Below are 17,848 nucleotides of genomic sequence, written 5' to 3' on the forward strand. Positions count from 1 at the left end.
AAGAAGTCTCGTTTGGTCACTTCGTTTCATTGAAACCTAATTTGAAACCCCTCTTTATTTAGAGAAATTTCTAATTGGATTATCATCAACGAGTGCCCACACAGATTGATAGGTTTATATTGTTAAAGAGCTCCCCTTCTTTGTGACCAACATCACTTCGGAAGAGGCGGTCATTTTAGCGAGTTAAAGTTTAGTGTCAACCACTTTTTTCAAACTTTTTTCAAGCGTTTCCACTTGGCTAAGTGACCTGCTAACTGGGCTTTCATTCTTTCGAAACCTTAGCTTCGAACTGTTCCCGTGTCAGCGAAGGGGGCATTATAGAGATCGGAATAAACTTGGCAACCCCTTTTTTGTGTTTTTTCTGACTTTTTTGCTGTTCGATTAATTTTCGATCTAAAAGTGGTAAAAACCGCCCTTTTGTTTACATATTTTTAAACTTATTGGCAAAAAGAGTGACCTTTTCCCAGTTAGTATATTCTACTTCCTTGCTGGTTTCGGTTTCTCCGCCTGTCATACTCATTATGAATTTAATCATGGTTCGATCAAACCAGTTGTAACGAGGGTAATAGAGCGCACCAGCAAACACACCAATTAACTCGGGTTGCCAAGAAGATTTCTTGAGAAACGTCTTTATATAAGCACTGCCTTCTGGCGTATCTTTACCTTGGTCTTCTTTTCTGGCGGTCAGGTTCACACAAAAAAAGGCAGATCTACTCGATTGCAACGCGGGTAGGTTGCTCTCGATAAACTGGTATAGCTTCTTGTTAAGATGCCCATATCTTATCGATGCCCCTACTAGTACTCGCTCATACTGTTCAAAGTCGACACGTTCTGTCGTATGAAGGTCAACAAAGTCACATTCGTAGTCTGAGAGTTGCTCTCTTATATGATGAAAGATTTTTTTGGTTTGACCTTCACTAGTTGAGTAAAGGAATAATGCTTTGGCCACACTCTCTCCTTAGCTACGCCAGAAAGTAGGCGTAAGTAATATTAATAGGGTGAATATTTCTAAACGTCCAAATAGCATAGAGACGATCAGCACCCATTTGGCTTTATCATTCACATCTCCAAAGTGGAGCGCGACTTCTCCAAGGCCAGGACCTAAGTTGTTCAATGTTGCAGCGACAGCGGAGAATGCGCTTAACTCGTCCATACCTGTCGCAATCAGCCCTAACATGCAGACGACAAACACTAGCGCGTATGCAGAGAAGAATCCCCATACAGCATCAACGACTCTTTGTGGCAGAGCGCTACCACCAACCTTGATGGTATAGACTGCACGTGGGTGGACAAGACGTTTTAGCTCGCGAACCCCTTGGAGTGTTAGCAAAAGGATACGAATAACTTTCATGCCACCACCCGTTGAGCCCGCACAACCACCGATAAATGACGAAAAAAGAAGTAGTACTGGTAAAAATAGCGGCCAATCCGCAAATCCTGTTGTTGTAAATCCAGCCGTGGTTGAGATAGAGACAGTCTGAAACAAGGCCTGATCAAACACATCATATATAGAGTCATAGGTGTGATGGTTCAATAAGATCAAGAAACACACGACAAACAGCAGTATTTGTATAAAGACAAAAGCTCTGAACTCGGGATCTTTCCAATAGTATTTAGGGTGTACACCACCAGATGCAAACGCTGCAAAGTGGAGGGAATAGTTACACGCAGAGATCAGTAAGAATACGACGGTAATCATATTGATCGCATAGCTATTGAAGTGCCCCATACTGGCGTCATGAGTAGAAAAACCACCAATAGCAATGGTAGAAAAACTATGACCTATCGCATCAAATGGTGTCATTCCGGCAAACCAAAATGCCGCAGCACAAGCGATGGTTAAACTCAAGTATATGTACCAGAGTGCTTTTGCCGTTTCTGCGATTCTTGGTGTCATTTTTGAATCTTTGACTGGGCCTGGAATTTCAGCTCGATACAGCTGCATACCACCGATACCTAGCACAGGTAGAATCGCCACGGCTAATACGATGATACCCATCCCACCAAACCATTGGAGGAACTGACGATAGAATAGGATAGCTTTCGGCAGATCATCTAAGCCAACGATCACGGTAGCACCAGTCGTCGTCAGTGCAGAGAAGGATTCAAAAAAAGCATCCGTTACTGACACGTTGGGATTGTCAGCAATTAAGAATGGAATAGAACCTGCGCTACCGAGTACCGTCCAGAACAAGACGACTATCAAAAAACCATCACGAGCCTTTAATTCGTGTTTATGATGACGGTTAGGGAACCAACAAACAGCACCACAAAACAACAGTACAAAAAAAGTTGTGACAAAAGGAACACCTGCACCATCGCGATAGATCAGCGCGACTAACGCAGGAGCGAGCATAGTAATGCTGAAAAGGGCGAGAAGAAGCCCTACGATGCGGATAATTGATCGAAATTGCATGAATAGATTGATGTATGAAGCGTAGCTTCCGACTTCCTGATTATCTTATAATTTGTCCAAAGGCGTTATCTTTACCTTGGCAGCGCTTTTATTAATGATGGTTTGGGTAAAGTCCTTCACCTGACGAACTTCTATCTCGACCAGCATTTTAACCGATTCACTATATTCCGCGCTTACCTCTTGTGCTCCGAATTGCGGGAGAATAGATTGAGCGATCGGCATAAACCCATAGTCTAACTCTAGTAATAGCTCAGTGGTTATTTTTTTCTCAATTGTTTGAAGCAGCTTGAGAGCTTGTTGTACCCCACCACCATAAGCTTTTACTAATCCGCCTGTGCCCAGCTTAATTCCTCCTGAATAACGCGTAACTACTGCGGTTATTTCACCAACGCCAGATCCAGACAGTTGAGCCAAGATTGGTTTCCCTGCCGTTCCTGACGGTTCACCATCATCACTAAACCCCCACTTCATCGAATCTTCGGGGCGACCAGCGACAAATCCCCAACAATTATGGCGTGCATCAGCATGTTTGGCTTTGATCTGCTCAACGAACGTTTTAGCGACTTCAATTGAAGGTGTGTGAGCAAGATAAGTAATAAAAACACTTTTCTTTATCTCTTCTTCGAATATGACGGCTTGTTCTGGGATTAAATAGGGTTGGTCATTCATGTCATCAGTTCATTTGAGATCGTCTCGCCAGTTTAGCATGAGAGCAATTTGAACGCCGCCTAAGATATGTTCAAGCGCACAATGTTAAACACTTGTTTAAAAAATGTATTGAATTTAGCCATTGGCGAGTCCAAACTAAAATAACTGGTCTAACCAGAATAAAAATAAAACCACTTTCCTTTATAGCGGCTCACTGAAAGCACACGAGTTATTTGTGCCGACTTTTAGCAGCTATACACGCAATCCAAGATTGTATGTCATGGAGATAGACAATGATTTACCAAGCCAAAAACCTACAGGTAAAGGAATTACAAGACGGAATCGCTGAACTGAGCTTCTGTGCTCCAGCTTCCGTCAACAAGCTCGACCTTGCCACTCTTGAATCACTGGATAAAGCACTAGACGCCTTGTATGCCCACAGCTCTCTAAAAGGCCTGTTACTGACCTCAGATAAAGAGGCATTTATTGTTGGTGCTGATATCACTGAATTTTTAGGTCTATTTGCTAAACCTGAAGCTGAACTCGATCAGTGGCTACAATTTGCAAACAGCATTTTCAACAAGCTTGAAGATCTACCTGTACCAACGCTATCAGTGCTTAAAGGCCACACTTTGGGTGGTGGATGTGAGTGTGTACTCGCTACCGATATCCGTATCGGTGATAAGACCACCAGCATAGGTTTACCCGAAACAAGACTCGGCATCATGCCTGGTTTTGGTGGCTGTGTTCGTCTTCCTCGCGTTATCGGTGCTGACAGCGCTATGGAAGTGATTACTCAGGGTAAAGCTTGCCGAGCAGACGAAGCACTAAAAATAGGCTTGTTAGATGCGATTGTAGAAACAGACTCACTATATGAATCAGCGATTACGACACTGACGCAAGCGATCAATGAAAAGCTAGATTGGAAAGAGCGCCGTAAACAAAAAACCTCGGCTCTTTCATTGAGCAAGCTCGAGTCAATGATGAGCTTCACGATGGCAAAAGGTCTAGTCGCACAAAAAGCTGGGCCACATTATCCAGCACCAATGACGGCGGTGAAGACAATCGAAGAAGGCGCTCGCTTAGCTCGAAATGAAGCTCTGGATGTTGAGCGCCGCTACTTTGTTAAGCTGGCTAAGTCTGAAGAAGCAAAATCTCTGGTCGGGCTATTCCTCAACGATCAGTATATTAAAGGTATCGCGAAAAAAGCCGCTAAGTCAGCCAACAAAGATACCCAACGCGCGGCAGTACTTGGGGCTGGCATCATGGGTGGTGGTATCGCTTATCAATCTGCGTTGAAAGGCGTGCCTGTCTTAATGAAAGACATCGCTCAACCATCACTCGACCTAGGTATGAATGAAGCCTCCAAACTATTGAATAAGAGTCTTTCACGTGGCCGCATCGATGGTTTCAAAATGGCGGGAATTCTTGCTTCAATCACGCCGAGCCTACATTACGCAGGGATCGAAAACTCTGAAGTTATTGTTGAAGCGGTGGTAGAAAACCCTAAAGTGAAAGCGGCGGTGCTCAGTGAAGTAGAATCTTACGTCAACGATGACACAGTTATCACGTCAAACACTTCGACAATTCCAATCAATCTATTAGCGAAATCATTAAAACGTCCAGAAAACTTCTGTGGTATGCACTTCTTTAACCCAGTGCACAGAATGCCACTGGTTGAGATCATTCGCGGCGAGCATACCTCAGATGAAACCATCAACCGTGTCGTGGCTTACGCTGCGAAGATGGGTAAATCTCCAATTGTTGTTAATGACTGCCCTGGGTTCTTTGTCAACCGTGTTCTATTCCCATACTTTGGAGGCTTCAGCAAGCTCCTTAGTGACGGTGCAGACTTCACTAAAATTGACAAGATCATGGAACGTCAGTTTGGCTGGCCAATGGGCCCTGCATACTTACTTGATGTGGTTGGTATTGATACAGCTCACCATGCTCAAGCGGTTATGGCACAAGGCTTCCCTGAAAGAATGGGGAAATCTGAGCGTGACGCGATTGATGCTCTGTTCGAAGCAGATAAATACGGCCAGAAAAACGGCAACGGTTTCTACAGCTACAGTGTAGATAAACGCGGTAAGCCAAAGAAAACTTTCAGTGAAGATATCTTACCTGTACTTGCTGATGTGTGCAGCGCGCCAAATGAGTTTGATGACCAGACCATTGTTGAACGTATGATGGTACCTATGATCAATGAAGTTGTTCTGTGTCTACAAGAAAACATCATTGCTTCACCACAAGAAGCCGATATGGCTTTAGTTTACGGACTAGGCTTCCCTCCGTTCCGTGGCGGTGTATTCCGCTACCTAGACAGCATCGGCATTGCTGAGTTTGTCGAAATGACCAAGAAGTACGCTGATCTAGGTGCAATGTATCAAGCTCCTCAGTTACTTATCGATATGGCAGCTAAGGGTGAAACTTTCTACGGCACTCAACAGCAAGGTTCAATCTAAGGAGAGATTCTCAAATGTCTATGCATAAAAGAAATGTTGTAATTGTAGATTGTCTACGCACTCCAATGGGTCGCTCTAAAGGTGGTGCTTTCCGTCATACTCGAGCTGAAGATCTCTCTGCACATCTAATGAAAGGAATTTTGGCGCGTAACCCTCAGGTTAACCCGAGCGAGATTGAAGATATTTACTGGGGTTGTGTACAACAAACTCTGGAGCAAGGTTTCAACGTTGCACGTAACGCCGCTCTGCTAGCTGGGTTGCCGATTGAAATTGGTGCAGTCACTGTTAACCGCTTATGTGGTTCATCAATGCAAGCTTTGCACGATGGCGCGCGCGCTATCATGACGGGTGATGCCGAAATCTGCCTAATTGGTGGTGTCGAGCATATGGGCCACGTACCAATGAACCACGGCGTTGACTTCCACCCAGGTATGTCTAAGAACGTCGCCAAAGCCGCTGGTATGATGGGTTTAACAGCTGAAATGCTTGGTAAACTCCATGGTATTAGCCGAGAGCAGCAAGACGAGTTTGCAGCGCGTTCACATGCTCGTGCACACGCAGCAACCCTAGAAGGTCGTTTTAAGAATGAAATTCTACCAACTGAGGGACATGCCGCTGATGGTACTCTGTTTACTCTCGATCATGACGAGGTGATTCGTCCTGAAACATCGGTAGAAGGTCTCTCTCAACTTCGCCCTGTCTTTGATCCAGCCAACGGCACTGTGACCGCTGGTACTTCTTCTGCTCTATCAGACGGCGCTTCAGCAATGCTGATCATGAGCGAAGAGAAAGCGAACGAGTTGGGCTTAACTATCCGTGCACGCATTAAAGGTATGGCGATTGCAGGTTGCGATCCTTCGATTATGGGATACGGTCCTGTCCCTGCTACTCATAAAGCTCTCAAACGAGCAGGCTTAACGATTGAAGATATTGATGTCGTGGAACTGAACGAAGCGTTTGCGGCTCAGTCTCTTCCATGTGCGAAAGATCTCGGCTTGCTTGATGTGATGGATGAAAAAGTAAACCTTAACGGCGGTGCTATTGCACTTGGTCACCCATTAGGCTGTTCTGGCGCGCGTATTTCAACGACTCTGATCAACCTAATGGAAGCTAAAGACGCTAAGTATGGTCTAGCAACTATGTGTATCGGTCTTGGTCAAGGTATCGCTACTGTATTTGAGCGTCCGTAACATCAACCGAAAAGATCAAAAACGCCAGCTGAAGCTGGCGTTTTTTATTTGATCAATACTTCAACCAATCTTGGTGCAATTGGTTCGATGATCCTAAGTAATCGATCATCCATTGGATCAGCTTATGGTTATCATCTTTTCGCCATACAAGGCAACACTGACTCAGGGGCTTTTCATCAGGCAATGTCTTCTCCACCAGCACACCTTCGTGGATTAACGGCATGGCGATATGACGAGGCATATAACCCACTCCGACGCCATTTTTCAAACATTCGATAGCACTGTACCAGTTAGGTAGCAATAAGCGACGCTGTTTAGGGTAATGCCCGGTATGACGCTTGGGTAACACGCTCGAAGTATCATCAAGACAAATTGCAGGGAACTGACTAACAAACTCCTCAGATAAGTATTGTTCCCTCACACAAGGATGGGCTGGAGACATAACAAATGCCCAATCAAGCACTCCCATATCTCTAACCTCAAAATCACCGCCAACTGGTATCGCAGACGTCGCACCAATCACAATATCTGCTCGCTCTTGGGCTATCGCCTCCCATGAACCATTAAACACTTCCATGTTGATTTGCAGTTCGGCAAATTCGAATTCTTGGTAAAAGCTTTCGACTAAGGGCTTGAGCTTATCGAGTTTGACTACGTTGTCTAAGGTTAACTTGAGTGTTGACTGCCAACCATGAGCAACTCGACGCGTTTGAGACTGAATCTCCGCCATCTGTCTAAGAAGCATACGTGCCTCAGCGATAAAGAGCTCCCCCGCGGGCGTGAGCTCTACTTTTCTCGGTAAACGGCGGAACAGAACAACATCTAGCTCCTGCTCTACTTGGCGAACACCATAACTAATCGCCGAAGGCACTTTACTACTCCCGATAATGCTCGAGTTGTGAGTGACGAGTAATCGATAACAAAAAGGAGCAGCTTCACTAAGCGGCTCTTTTTATAGTAAGTAGTTACAAACTTTTTAGGCCCCACTTTTCAGCAGTGCGCTTGAAGAAACCTTGTGTTTTTTTCAGTTCTACCCAGTGATTAATATAATTAATCCACACCTGGTCATTTTGAGGGAGTAGCATGGCGATGGGTGTCGGTTTACGTGGTTCTTTTACTGGTACAATCGCTAACTGTTGGAATTTTTCCACCAAGGTTGCCGCTTCCACATTTGAAGTCACAGAGACATCGGCTCGACGTGCCAAGAGCTCCTGAAAATCCCTTGCCGGTGCTTCGATGACAATATGCTGCGCAGTTGGAAAGAACTCTTTGACCATCTTCTCTTGTACTGTGCCCAAGGTCGCCGCCACTTTCACGTCCGCTTTATCAAAATCACTCCAATCAGAAAATTTCTCTAAATCTTTTTTCTGTACGACAGGAACAAAAGCCAGGTAAAAATATGGTTGACTGTAACCAGCGACTTTAGCTCGAGACATATTCAGTGAGGCACTCCCCGTAATATCATATTTATTGGCTGTAATACCATTGACTAAGGTCTTCCAATCCGTAGCCACATACTCTATTTCCACGCCCAAATCTTTAGCCAATTCTGTCGTTACGTCGATATCAAATCCTCGATAACTGTTGGTCGCAGGATCTTTCATCGTCATTGGATTCCAATCGCCTGTGGTACCAACCCGTAAAATCCCCTTATCAAGGATTTCCTGCAATCGACTTGTTTCCGCCATAACCTGACCAACAGACAATAAGCACATTCCAAGTGCTAAGATGTATTTCTTCATTATATTAATCCCTAAGTTTATTAAGCTTAACGTCGGTTCATTTGATAACATAGCAGCTACAAAGGAATATTATTAGTCAATACAAGGTGTAATGTGACTTCTCGTTATTTATCGATTGTTTCCGCTCTACTCCTAACCGGCTGCTCAGACTATCAATGGGGCTGGTATGTATTGGATCCAACAACGTCACAAGGTCAAACGAACCTCAAGTTTCTCGTCGCTGGATTTAGCGATACGATTCAGGTTTCGTTGCTCAGTATGTTACTGGCGATGACCTTAGGCTTCTTAGTTTCATTACCGGCACTCTCTCCACTAAAGCCTCTAAGAATGCTCAATCGAATCTACGTAGAATCGGTTCGCTCTATACCAGTGTTGGTACTACTGCTTTGGGTTTACTATGGAATGCCGACCTTGTTAGATGTCACTCTAAATCACTTCTGGGCGGGTGTTATCGCGCTTACTATTGCGGAAAGCGCATTTATGGCGGAAGTATTTAGAGGTGGGATTCAAGCGATAAATCGTGGACAACATGAAGCGGCCGAAGCGCTAGGGCTCAACTATTGGCAGAAAATGCGTTTCGTGATTCTTCCGCAAGCTTTTAGACAAATCCTACCTCCACTTGGCAATCAGTTCGTTTATATTCTCAAAATGAGTTCACTGGTCAGTGTTATTGGTCTTAGCGATTTAACTCGTCGTGCCAATGAACTGGTGGTTAATGAGTACTTACCTTTAGAAATCTATACATTTCTGGTCATAGAATATTTAGTGCTGATACTGATTGTTTCACAAGCAGTCCGTTGGTTAGAAAAGCGCATTCAAGTGCCAAGTCATTAGTAGTTAGACAAACAAAAAAGCCGCTAAAAATAGCGGCTTTCACATTGAGTTAGCGGTATTGGTTATTTTTTCTTAACCGGACGTTGCCAACCAGAAATTTTACGTTCTTTAGCTCGAGTGATGACTAACTCGCCTTCTGACACGTCTTTCGTCAACGTCGTTCCAGCACCAATCGTTGCACCATCTGCAATCGTTACAGGCGCCACCAGCTGACAGTCTGAACCCACAAACACATCATTACCGATAACTGTTTTGAATTTGTTTGCGCCATCGTAGTTACAAGTAATCACACCAGCACCGATATTTGTTCCCTGACCAATTTCAGCATCACCAAGGTACGTTAGGTGATTGGCTTTGGAACCTTCACCAATACGAGCGTTTTTCACTTCAACAAAGTTGCCAACGTGCGCATCGTTACGCAGTTCTGCACCTGGGCGCAAACGGGTAAATGGACCAACCGTACACTCTTCACCCACCGTTGCACCTTCAATCACACTGTAAGGGCGAACAATGGTGTTGTCGTCGATTTCACAATCTTTAAGGACACAACCCGCACCGATAATGACGTTATCACCCAGTGAGACGTTACCTTCGATAATGACGTTAGCATCGATTTCACAGTCCATACCACATTGCAGCTCACCACGCAGATCAAATCGTGCTGGGTCACGCAGCATAACACCCTGCTCTAACAACTTACGAGCTTGCATAGATTGGAAAGCTCGCTCCAAACGAGCCAACTGTGCACGATCATTCACCCCTTCAACTTCGATAGGGTTTACAGGATGAACAGCTTCAACTGCACGACCTTCATCATGCGCAGCAGCAATAACGTCTGTAAGGTAGTATTCACCCTGAGCGTTGTTATTATTTAGCCCAGATAACCAACGCTTAAGATCACCACCAGTTGCTACCATTACACCGGTATTGATCTCTTTAATTAGCTTCTGCTCTTCTGTTGCATCTTTCTGCTCAACAATCGCGACAACAGGACCGTTGCGACGAACAATTCGACCATACCCCATAGGGTTATCAAGCACGACCGTCAAAAGGGCAATACCTCCTGTTGGTTGAGCATCAAGCAGACTTTCAATGGTCTCTTCAGAGATAAGAGGGACATCACCGTAAAGAACTAAGATCTTTTCTTCATCTTCAAAGTGTGGAGAGGCTTGATCAACCGCATGCCCTGTCCCCAATTGCTCAGCTTGTAAGATCCAGTTAACTGACTCGCTTGCAAGCTCAGCCTGCATTTGATCGCCGCCATGGCCGTAAACCAAATGAATATTTTGCGCACCTAAACTGTTACAGGTATCTATAACGTGCTTGACCATTGGCTTACCTGCCAAGGTGTGCAGCACTTTAGGCTTATTAGAATACATGCGAGTACCTTTACCCGCTGCGAGAATGACCGCGCTAAATTTCATTGAGTTACCTGTTGGACGTTATTCTAAATCTGAGGGGTATTTTAGACACTAATCGGTAATTAGTTAATTGATTAGGAAAAATTTACGTTAAAAAATAAGCAAAAAGGCGGTCTTACGACCGCCTTTATCACTTAAAACAACGTTGTCGATTAACGACGCTGTTTTGTCAGCTCGATAACTCGTAGCTGAGCAATGGCTTTAGCCAGTTCACTGGCCGCTTGAGCGAAGTCCATATCGCCATGCTGGTTCTGGATATTCTCCTCAGCACGACGTTTCGCTTCTTCTGCCTTCGCTGCGTCTAGCTCTTCACCACGGATAGCGGTATCAGCCAGTACAGTCGCTGTACCAGGCTGAACTTCTACCATACCACCAGAAACATAAATAATTTCTTCGTGGCCGTGCTGTTTAACAATACGCACCATACCAGGCTTTATAGCGGTCAGCAGCGGTGTGTGGCCGTGGAAAATACCAAGCTCACCTTCGCTACCGGTCACCTGAAACGTTTCAACTAGGCCAGAGAAGATTTTCTTCTCTGCGCTAACAACGTCTAGGTGAAAGGTTATTGCTGCCATATCGCCTCCTAGTTAGCCTTATAGCTTCTTCGCATTCTCGATAGCATCGTCAATCGTACCGCAGTACATGAACGCTTGCTCTGGAATGTCATCGTAATCACCAGCTAGTAGACCTTTGAAGCCACGTAGAGTCTCTTTAAGAGGTACGTAAACACCTGGGTCGCCAGTAAATACTTCCGCTACGTGGTAAGGCTGAGTTAGGAAACGCTCAATCTTACGTGCACGAGATACAACTTGCTTATCTGATTCAGATAGCTCGTCCATACCTAGAATCGCAATGATATCCTTCAGCTCTTTGTAGCGCTGTAGAGTAGACTGAACGCCACGAGCAATGTCGTAGTGCTCTTGACCAACTACTAGCGGGTCTAGCTGACGAGAAGTCGAATCTAGTGGGTCGATCGCTGGGTATAGACCCATTGCAGCGATGTTACGGTTAAGTACAACCGTTGCATCTAAGTGCGCGAACGTTGTTGCTGGAGACGGGTCAGTCAAGTCATCCGCTGGTACGTATACTGCCTGTACAGACGTGATAGAACCTTGCTTAGTTGACGTGATACGCTCCTGAAGAACACCCATCTCTTCTGCTAGAGTAGGCTGGTAACCTACCGCAGAAGGCATACGGCCTAGAAGTGCTGATACCTCAGTACCTGCTAGCGTGTAACGGTAGATGTTATCAACGAACAGTAGAACGTCACGACCTTCGTCACGGAAACGCTCTGCCATTGTTAGACCAGTCAGTGCAACACGTAGACGGTTGCCTGGTGGCTCGTTCATCTGGCCGTAAACCATCGCTACTTTTGATTCTTCTGGCTTCTCAACGTTTACAACGCCTGCTTCCTGCATTTCGAAGTAGAAGTCGTTACCCTCACGAGTACGCTCACCTACACCTGCGAATACAGATAGACCTGAGTGTTGTAGTGCGATGTTGTTGATAAGTTCCATCATGTTAACGGTCTTACCTACACCAGCACCACCGAATAGACCGATTTTACCACCCTTAGCGAATGGACAAACTAGGTCGATTACTTTAACGCCAGTTTCTAGTAGAGCAGTCTCGTTAGATTGCTCTTCGTAGCTTGGTGCTTCACGGTGAATAGAGTAAGACTCTTCTGCACCGATTTCACCACGCTCGTCAATCGCATCACCAAGTACGTTCATGATACGACCTAGGGTCTTAGTACCTACTGGTACTGAAATTGGAGCGCCAGTGTTTACAACTTCAACTCCACGACGTAAACCATCAGAGCTACCCATAACGATACAACGAACTACGCCACCGCCTAGCTGTTGTTGAACCTCAAGAACTAGACGCTCTTTTGATTCAGTAACGTTTAGAGCGTCATATACACTAGGTACTTCGCTCTGTGGGAACTCTACGTCGACTACCGCACCGATGATCTGTACGATCTTACCTGTAGCCATCGTTAATCCTCTAAACTATTTCGTTTTACCTATGCTTAAACCGCAGCTGCACCACCAACGATTTCAGACAGTTCTTGTGTAATCGCAGCCTGACGGGCTTTGTTGTACACAAGTTCTAAGTCTTCAATCAGGTTTGTTGCATTATCGGTTGCAGCCTTCATTGCAATCATTCGAGCCGCTTGCTCACAAGCAAGGTTCTCAACAACACCTTGGTATACCTGAGACTCTACGTAACGCACTAGAAGTGTATCGAGTAGAGGTTTTGGTTCAGGCTCATAGATGTAGTCCCATGAATGCTCACGCTGCATCTCTTTGCTGTCTGATTTAGGCAAAGGTAGCAATTGATCGATCGTTGGTTGTTGAACCATGGTGTTCACAAACTTGTTGAAAACAACATACAGACGGTCCAATTCACCTTCATCGTATTTCTTTAGCATTACGCTTACAGAACCGATTAAGTCTTCTAGGCTAGGTTGATCACCTAGGCCTGAAACTTGAGCAGCTACTTTAGCGCCACTGTTGTTGAAAAAGGATGTCGCTTTAGAACCAACAAGTGCTAGTTCAACTTCAGCACCTTTCTCTTTCCAAGCCTGCATATCGGTGATTGCTTTCTTGAACACGTTAATGTTCAAACCACCACACAGGCCACGGTCTGTAGAAACGATGATGTAACCAACTCGCTTCGCTTCGCGCTCTTCTAGGTACGGATGACGGTACTCTAGATTCGCGTTTGCTACGTGACCGATCACTTTACGCATTGTTTCAGCGTATGGACGAGAAGCTTCCATTGCGTCTTGACAACGACGCATTTTTGAAGCTGCTACCATTTCCATCGCTTTCGTAATTTTCTGCGTGCTTTTAACACTACCGATTTTATTACGTATCTCTTTTGCGCCGGCCATCGTTACTCTCCATTAGTTGGTGGCAGAGACTGCCACCGACCTATTACCAAGTTTGGGTTGCCACGAAGTCATCAGTCAGCTTCTTAAGCTGAGCTTCAACTTCATCGTTGTATGCACCCGTCTTGTCGATCTCAGCTGCGAAATCAGCGTATTGACCGCGAGCGTACGATAGTAGAGCCGATTCGAAATCTAGCAGTTTACTTAGTTCAACATCTGCTAAATAGCCACGCTCTGCAGCGAAGATTACTAGCGCTTGGTCAAATACAGACATTGGAGCGTACTGCTTCTGCTTCATTAGTTCTGTAACTTTTTGACCGTGGTCTAGCTGTTTCTTCGTAGCTTCATCAAGGTCAGAAGAGAACTGAGCAAACGCTGCTAGTTCACGGTACTGAGCTAGTGCAGTACGGATACCGCCTGATAGCTTCTTGATGATTTTCGTCTGCGCTGAACCACCTACACGAGATACTGAGATACCTGGGTCAACAGCTGGACGTACACCTGCGTTGAATAGCTCAGTTTGTAGGAAGATCTGACCATCGGTAATCGAGATTACGTTAGTCGGTACGAATGCTGAAACGTCACCTGCTTGAGTTTCAATGATAGGTAGAGCAGTTAAAGAACCAGTCTTACCTTTCACTTCACCGTTAGTGAAACGCTCTACATACGCTTCGTTTACACGAGCTGCACGCTCTAGTAGACGCGAGTGTAAGTAGAATACGTCACCTGGGAATGCCTCACGGCCTGGTGGACGTTTTAGTAGTAGAGAGATCTGACGGTAAGCTACCGCTTGCTTAGATAGATCATCATAAACAATCAGTGCATCTTCACCGCGATCGCGGAAGTATTCACCCATCGCACAACCTGCGTATGGCGCTAGGTATTGTAGCGCTGCAGATTCAGAAGCAGATGCAACAACAACGATAGTGTTAGCTAGCGCGCCGTGCTCTTCCAGTTTGCGAACCACGTTAGCAATAGTCGATGCTTTCTGACCGATTGCTACGTAGATTGAGAAAATACCAGAGTTTTTCTGGTTGATAATCGCATCGATCGCCATCGCTGTTTTACCAGTCTGACGGTCACCGATTACTAGCTCACGCTGACCACGACCGATTGGGATCATTGAGTCAACAGATTTGTAACCAGTTTGCACAGGTTGGTCTACCGATTTACGGTCGATTACACCTGGTGCGATTACTTCTACAGGCGAAGACAGTTTCGCTTCGATTGGACCTTTACCATCAATTGGCTCACCTAGCGTGTTTACAACACGGCCAAGCAATTCAGGACCAACTGGTACTTCAAGAATACGACCAGTACCTGTAACTTTCATGCCTTCCTTAAGGTCAGCATATGGACCCATTACTACCGCACCAACCGAGTCACGCTCAAGGTTAAGTGCTAGTGCATAACGGCCACCCGGTAATTCAATCATTTCACCTTGCATCACGTCCGCTAGGCCGTGAATGCGGATGATACCATCGCTTACCGATACGATAGTACCTTCGTTGCGAGCTTCACTAACAACATCGAATGACTCGATACGTTGTTTGATTAGATCGCTAATTTCCGTGGAATTAAGTTGCATGCTCCAATCCCCATTAAGACTGCAATGCATCGCTCAGGCGGTTCAAACGACCACGCGCTGAATTATCGATGACTAAGTCTCCGGCTCGAATTATAACCCCACCAAGTAGGGTCTCATCTACACTGCAATTCAGCTTTACTTTGCGCTCAAGGCGCTGCTCAAGTTTGCTGCTGATATTTGCAAGTTGTTCATCAGAAAGTTCAGATGCAGAAATAACTTCCACATCAATTTCCTTCTCATGCTCTTTTTTAAGAGCAATAAACTGCTTACATACATCAGGAAGGGCCGCTAGGCGACCATTCTCGGCCATTACCTTCAAAAGGTTCTGACCATGCGCATCAACTTGTTCGCCGCAAACTGCAACAAATATTTCAGCAAGTTTGTCTGCTGAAACAGAACCCGTTAAGAGCTCTTTCATTTGTTCGTTCTTAGCGACTTCAGCAGCAAAAGACAACATTTGACCCCATTGGTCTAGTTGGCCTTTATCTACCGCAAAGTCGAAGGCTGCTTTAGCATAGGGGCGTGCGATTGTAGTCAAATCAGACATATGCGCCCCCAGACTTAAAGTTTTGCAGTAATGTTGTCGAGAATATCTTTTTGCGCATCTTTATCGATAGCACGCTCAAGGATTTTCTCAGCACCAGCTACAGCCAGAGTTGCAACTTGTTTGCGCAGTTCATCACGCGCACGGTTGCGTTCGGCTTCAAGTTCAGCTTCTGCTTGAGTAAGGATTTTCTGACGTTCAGTCTGAGCTTCCTCACGAGCTTCATCTAGAATTTGAGCTTTACGCTTGTTCGCTTGCTCGATGATCTCAGTTGCTGTGCGCTTCGCTTCTTTCAACTGCTCAGAAGCGTTTGCTTGTGCTAGACCCAAGTCTTTAGCAGCACGTTCAGCTGCTTGTAGACCGTCAGCGATTTTCTTCTGACGTTCTTCAATCGCTTGCATCAATGGTGGCCATACATACTTCATGCAGAACCACACAAATAGTGCAAACGAGATTGCTTGACCTAGCAGAGTTGCGTTCATATTCACAACAGCTACCCCTTCTATTCGGACTTAGTGTTAATCAACGACAAACCATAGTTTGCCCACAGTTAAAAGTGATTAACCTAGTTGACCAACGAATGGGTTCGCGAAAGTGAATAGAAGTGCGATTACGATACCGATCATAGGAACCGCATCAAGTAGACCAGCGATGATGAACATCTTAACTTGTAGCATAGGAGCCATTTCTGGTTGACGTGCAGCACCTTCAAGGAATTTACCGCCTAGAAGTGCGAAACCAATCGCTGTACCAAGAGAAGCAAGACCGACGATAATACCTACGGCGATTGCAGAAAAGCTCAGTAAAGTTTCCATTACTATCTCCAATTTATAGTTGTTGGCTAGTGCCCAAATAAAAAGCTTTTAAAATAAAATTAATGATCACTGTCTTCGTGTGCCATTGACAGGTAAACAATTGTCAACATCATGAACACGAAAGCCTGAATCGTAATAACCAAGATATGGAAGATTGCCCACGGTAGTGAACCCATCCATTGTAAGTACCATGGTAGCATTGCCGCACAAAGAATGAATACAACCTCACCTGCAAACATGTTACCGAATAGACGCATACCAAGTGATAGAGGTTTCGCTAGTAGCGATACAACTTCAATTAGTAGGTTAAACGGAATCATCACTGGGTGATTAAATGGATGTAAAGCAAGTTCTTTTGCGAATCCACCTAGACCTTTCACTTTGATGCTGTAGTAAATCATCAGAGCAAAAACGCCTAGAGCCATAGCCATGGTGATATTAACATCAGCTGACGGTACAACCTTAAGGTAAGGAATACCAAGCCAATGCTCTGCTGGGTAAGGTAAGAAGTCGATCGGAACTAAGTCCATCACGTTCATCAAAAATACCCAACAAAAGATAGTCAGTGCTAAAGGCGCGATCAGTGGGTTGCGTCCATGGAACGTGTCTTTGACGTTTTCCGCGACAAATTCAACGATCATTTCAACAAAACACTGAAGCTTACCCGGTACACCCGCTGTAGTTCTCTTCGCTACTTTGTAAAAAATTCCTAAGAAGATTAAACCAGTAAACCAAGAAAAAAACAGGCTATCGATATGTACGTTCCAGAAACTTGCTTCATCCGCTACCAATCCTAACTTAGCTAAAGAAAGGTTTGATAAGTGGTGGGCAATGTATCCGGATGACGTTAGCGCTTCACCTGGCGCAGCCATAACTCATCCTATTTTTTGTTGTTAATGAATAGCACTGGCGCACAGATATTAATACCTAGAGCCAGCAAATAGGTTAGCTTTAGGGGAACAAGTTCCACCTGCATATACATGTAGGCAACGGTAAAAAGAACCACCGTAATGAGGATTTTAAGTACTTCGCCTGTGTAGAAAGAGGCCGCGATACGCTTTGCAGCGCGAGCTCCGCTAAACATAAAAGCACACAGCGCAAATACCGCATTAGCAATAACAAATATGCCACCACCAATCAGCGCTGAAAGTCCCCATTCAGCATTCACAGCAACTGCCATTCCTGCTGCCAATAGTGTAACCGCGCTAAGCTGGATCATTAACAATTGCTTTGCAAGCTCTCGTCCTGGTCTAGCTAACGCAGCTACCATGTATTCGTACCTCTAGTAA

General features: G+C 45.1%; 17 protein-coding genes and 1 pseudogene. 3 read left to right on the forward strand and 15 right to left on the reverse strand.

Annotated features, from left to right (window positions below; translation table 11 throughout):
* Window positions 1-421: 421 nt before the first annotated feature.
* The 3 genes from hemG to QTN95_RS09445 are packed head-to-tail and all read right to left on the reverse strand — an operon-like array spanning window position 422 to window position 3,085.
* Entirely contained in the window at window positions 422-949 is a 528-nt protein-coding gene (gene hemG / locus QTN95_RS09435; RefSeq protein WP_331417303.1) for a menaquinone-dependent protoporphyrinogen IX dehydrogenase, read from the reverse strand.
* Window positions 950-958: 9 nt separating this feature from the next.
* Complete coding sequence (locus QTN95_RS09440; protein WP_331417304.1) at window positions 959-2,416, reverse strand: TrkH family potassium uptake protein; 1,458 nt, start codon at window positions 2,414-2,416, stop codon at window positions 959-961.
* Window positions 2,417-2,461: 45 nt separating this feature from the next.
* Window positions 2,462-3,085, reverse strand: coding sequence for a YigZ family protein (locus tag QTN95_RS09445; protein ID WP_138972887.1), 624 nt, complete (start codon window positions 3,083-3,085; stop codon window positions 2,462-2,464).
* Between the two features lie 272 nt (window positions 3,086-3,357).
* On the opposite strand from QTN95_RS09445, the gene fadB reads away from it, so the two are divergent.
* Both fadB and fadA read left to right on the forward strand, forming a co-directional pair.
* A complete protein-coding gene (gene fadB / locus QTN95_RS09450) occupies window positions 3,358-5,529 on the forward strand; it encodes a fatty acid oxidation complex subunit alpha FadB (RefSeq protein WP_331417305.1) in 2,172 nt (723 codons plus the stop codon).
* Window positions 5,530-5,543: 14 nt separating this feature from the next.
* Window positions 5,544-6,719, forward strand: coding sequence for an acetyl-CoA C-acyltransferase FadA (gene fadA, locus QTN95_RS09455; protein WP_331417306.1), 1,176 nt, complete (start codon window positions 5,544-5,546; stop codon window positions 6,717-6,719).
* Between the two features lie 52 nt (window positions 6,720-6,771).
* Here the strand turns inward: fadA and punR are convergent.
* Together punR and QTN95_RS09465 are read right to left on the reverse strand one after the other, a co-directional pair.
* Window positions 6,772-7,593 (reverse strand): annotated as a pseudogene (gene punR, locus QTN95_RS09460) (DNA-binding transcriptional activator PunR); the annotation flags it as partial.
* 91 nt (window positions 7,594-7,684) lie between these two features.
* On the reverse strand, window positions 7,685-8,461 hold the full coding sequence (locus QTN95_RS09465; protein ID WP_331417307.1) for a transporter substrate-binding domain-containing protein: 777 nt from the start codon (window positions 8,459-8,461) through the stop codon (window positions 7,685-7,687).
* Window positions 8,462-8,554: 93 nt separating this feature from the next.
* Here QTN95_RS09465 and QTN95_RS09470 point away from each other — a divergent pair, with 93 nt between their 5' ends.
* Window positions 8,555-9,295, forward strand: a complete 741-nt coding sequence (locus QTN95_RS09470; protein WP_331417308.1) for an amino acid ABC transporter permease — start codon at window positions 8,555-8,557, stop codon at window positions 9,293-9,295.
* A 62-nt stretch (window positions 9,296-9,357) separates the two neighbouring features.
* Here the strand turns inward: QTN95_RS09470 and glmU are convergent, their stop codons facing one another.
* From glmU to QTN95_RS09520, 10 genes are all read right to left on the reverse strand, one after another.
* Window positions 9,358-10,719: a bifunctional UDP-N-acetylglucosamine diphosphorylase/glucosamine-1-phosphate N-acetyltransferase GlmU gene (gene glmU, locus QTN95_RS09475; RefSeq protein WP_331417309.1), complete on the reverse strand. Its 1,362-nt coding sequence runs from the start codon at window positions 10,717-10,719 to the stop codon at window positions 9,358-9,360.
* Between the two features lie 149 nt (window positions 10,720-10,868).
* Window positions 10,869-11,291, reverse strand: a complete 423-nt coding sequence (locus QTN95_RS09480) for a F0F1 ATP synthase subunit epsilon (RefSeq protein WP_006879261.1) — start codon at window positions 11,289-11,291, stop codon at window positions 10,869-10,871.
* Between the two features lie 18 nt (window positions 11,292-11,309).
* The gene (gene atpD, locus QTN95_RS09485) at window positions 11,310-12,713 is read right to left on the reverse strand and encodes a F0F1 ATP synthase subunit beta (RefSeq protein WP_269378248.1); all 1,404 of its coding nucleotides are present in this window, start codon (window positions 12,711-12,713) and stop codon (window positions 11,310-11,312) included.
* 35 nt (window positions 12,714-12,748) lie between these two features.
* Window positions 12,749-13,615, reverse strand: coding sequence for a F0F1 ATP synthase subunit gamma (atpG, locus tag QTN95_RS09490; RefSeq protein WP_269378249.1), 867 nt, complete (start codon window positions 13,613-13,615; stop codon window positions 12,749-12,751).
* A 43-nt stretch (window positions 13,616-13,658) separates the two neighbouring features.
* On the reverse strand, window positions 13,659-15,200 hold the full coding sequence (gene atpA / locus QTN95_RS09495) for a F0F1 ATP synthase subunit alpha (protein ID WP_331417310.1): 1,542 nt from the start codon (window positions 15,198-15,200) through the stop codon (window positions 13,659-13,661).
* Window positions 15,201-15,213: 13 nt separating this feature from the next.
* Window positions 15,214-15,747 (reverse strand): F0F1 ATP synthase subunit delta, encoded by a 534-nt coding sequence (gene atpH / locus QTN95_RS09500; RefSeq protein WP_269378252.1) that lies wholly within the window; start codon window positions 15,745-15,747, stop codon window positions 15,214-15,216.
* A 14-nt stretch (window positions 15,748-15,761) separates the two neighbouring features.
* Entirely contained in the window at window positions 15,762-16,232 is a 471-nt protein-coding gene (gene atpF, locus QTN95_RS09505) for a F0F1 ATP synthase subunit B (RefSeq protein ID WP_331417311.1), read from the reverse strand.
* A 72-nt stretch (window positions 16,233-16,304) separates the two neighbouring features.
* Window positions 16,305-16,559 carry a F0F1 ATP synthase subunit C gene (atpE, locus tag QTN95_RS09510; RefSeq protein ID WP_002540812.1) on the reverse strand — a complete coding sequence of 85 codons (255 nt, stop codon included), beginning with the start codon at window positions 16,557-16,559 and terminating at the stop codon, window positions 16,305-16,307.
* 59 nt (window positions 16,560-16,618) lie between these two features.
* Complete coding sequence (gene atpB / locus QTN95_RS09515; protein WP_006879253.1) at window positions 16,619-17,431, reverse strand: F0F1 ATP synthase subunit A; 813 nt, start codon at window positions 17,429-17,431, stop codon at window positions 16,619-16,621.
* A gap of 8 nt (window positions 17,432-17,439) precedes the next feature.
* Complete coding sequence (locus tag QTN95_RS09520; protein ID WP_239928256.1) at window positions 17,440-17,829, reverse strand: F0F1 ATP synthase subunit I; 390 nt, start codon at window positions 17,827-17,829, stop codon at window positions 17,440-17,442.
* Window positions 17,830-17,848: the final 19 nt, after the last annotated feature.

Source organism: Vibrio sp. M260112, assembly GCF_036533775.1.
GTDB lineage: Bacteria > Pseudomonadota > Gammaproteobacteria > Enterobacterales > Vibrionaceae > Vibrio.

Bases quoted from the DNA above. Each gene is read 5' to 3' on its own strand.
- QTN95_RS09440 (WP_331417304.1), bottom strand. From the start codon at position 2,416: ATGCAATTTCGATCAATTATCCGCATCGTAGGGCTTCTTCTCGCCCTT.
- QTN95_RS09445 (WP_138972887.1), bottom strand. From the start codon at position 3,085: ATGAATGACCAACCCTATTTAATCCCAGAACAAGCCGTCATATTCGAA.
- fadB (WP_331417305.1), top strand. From the start codon at position 3,358: ATGATTTACCAAGCCAAAAACCTACAGGTAAAGGAATTACAAGACGGA.
- fadA (WP_331417306.1), top strand. From the start codon at position 5,544: ATGTCTATGCATAAAAGAAATGTTGTAATTGTAGATTGTCTACGCACT.
- QTN95_RS09465 (WP_331417307.1), bottom strand. From the start codon at position 8,461: ATGAAGAAATACATCTTAGCACTTGGAATGTGCTTATTGTCTGTTGGT.
- glmU (WP_331417309.1), bottom strand. From the start codon at position 10,719: ATGAAATTTAGCGCGGTCATTCTCGCAGCGGGTAAAGGTACTCGCATG.
- QTN95_RS09480 (WP_006879261.1), bottom strand. From the start codon at position 11,291: ATGGCAGCAATAACCTTTCACCTAGACGTTGTTAGCGCAGAGAAGAAA.
- atpD (WP_269378248.1), bottom strand. From the start codon at position 12,713: ATGGCTACAGGTAAGATCGTACAGATCATCGGTGCGGTAGTCGACGTA.
- atpG (WP_269378249.1), bottom strand. From the start codon at position 13,615: ATGGCCGGCGCAAAAGAGATACGTAATAAAATCGGTAGTGTTAAAAGC.
- atpA (WP_331417310.1), bottom strand. From the start codon at position 15,200: ATGCAACTTAATTCCACGGAAATTAGCGATCTAATCAAACAACGTATC.
- atpH (WP_269378252.1), bottom strand. From the start codon at position 15,747: ATGTCTGATTTGACTACAATCGCACGCCCCTATGCTAAAGCAGCCTTC.
- atpE (WP_002540812.1), bottom strand. From the start codon at position 16,559: ATGGAAACTTTACTGAGCTTTTCTGCAATCGCCGTAGGTATTATCGTC.
- atpB (WP_006879253.1), bottom strand. From the start codon at position 17,431: ATGGCTGCGCCAGGTGAAGCGCTAACGTCATCCGGATACATTGCCCAC.
- QTN95_RS09520 (WP_239928256.1), bottom strand. From the start codon at position 17,829: ATGGTAGCTGCGTTAGCTAGACCAGGACGAGAGCTTGCAAAGCAATTG.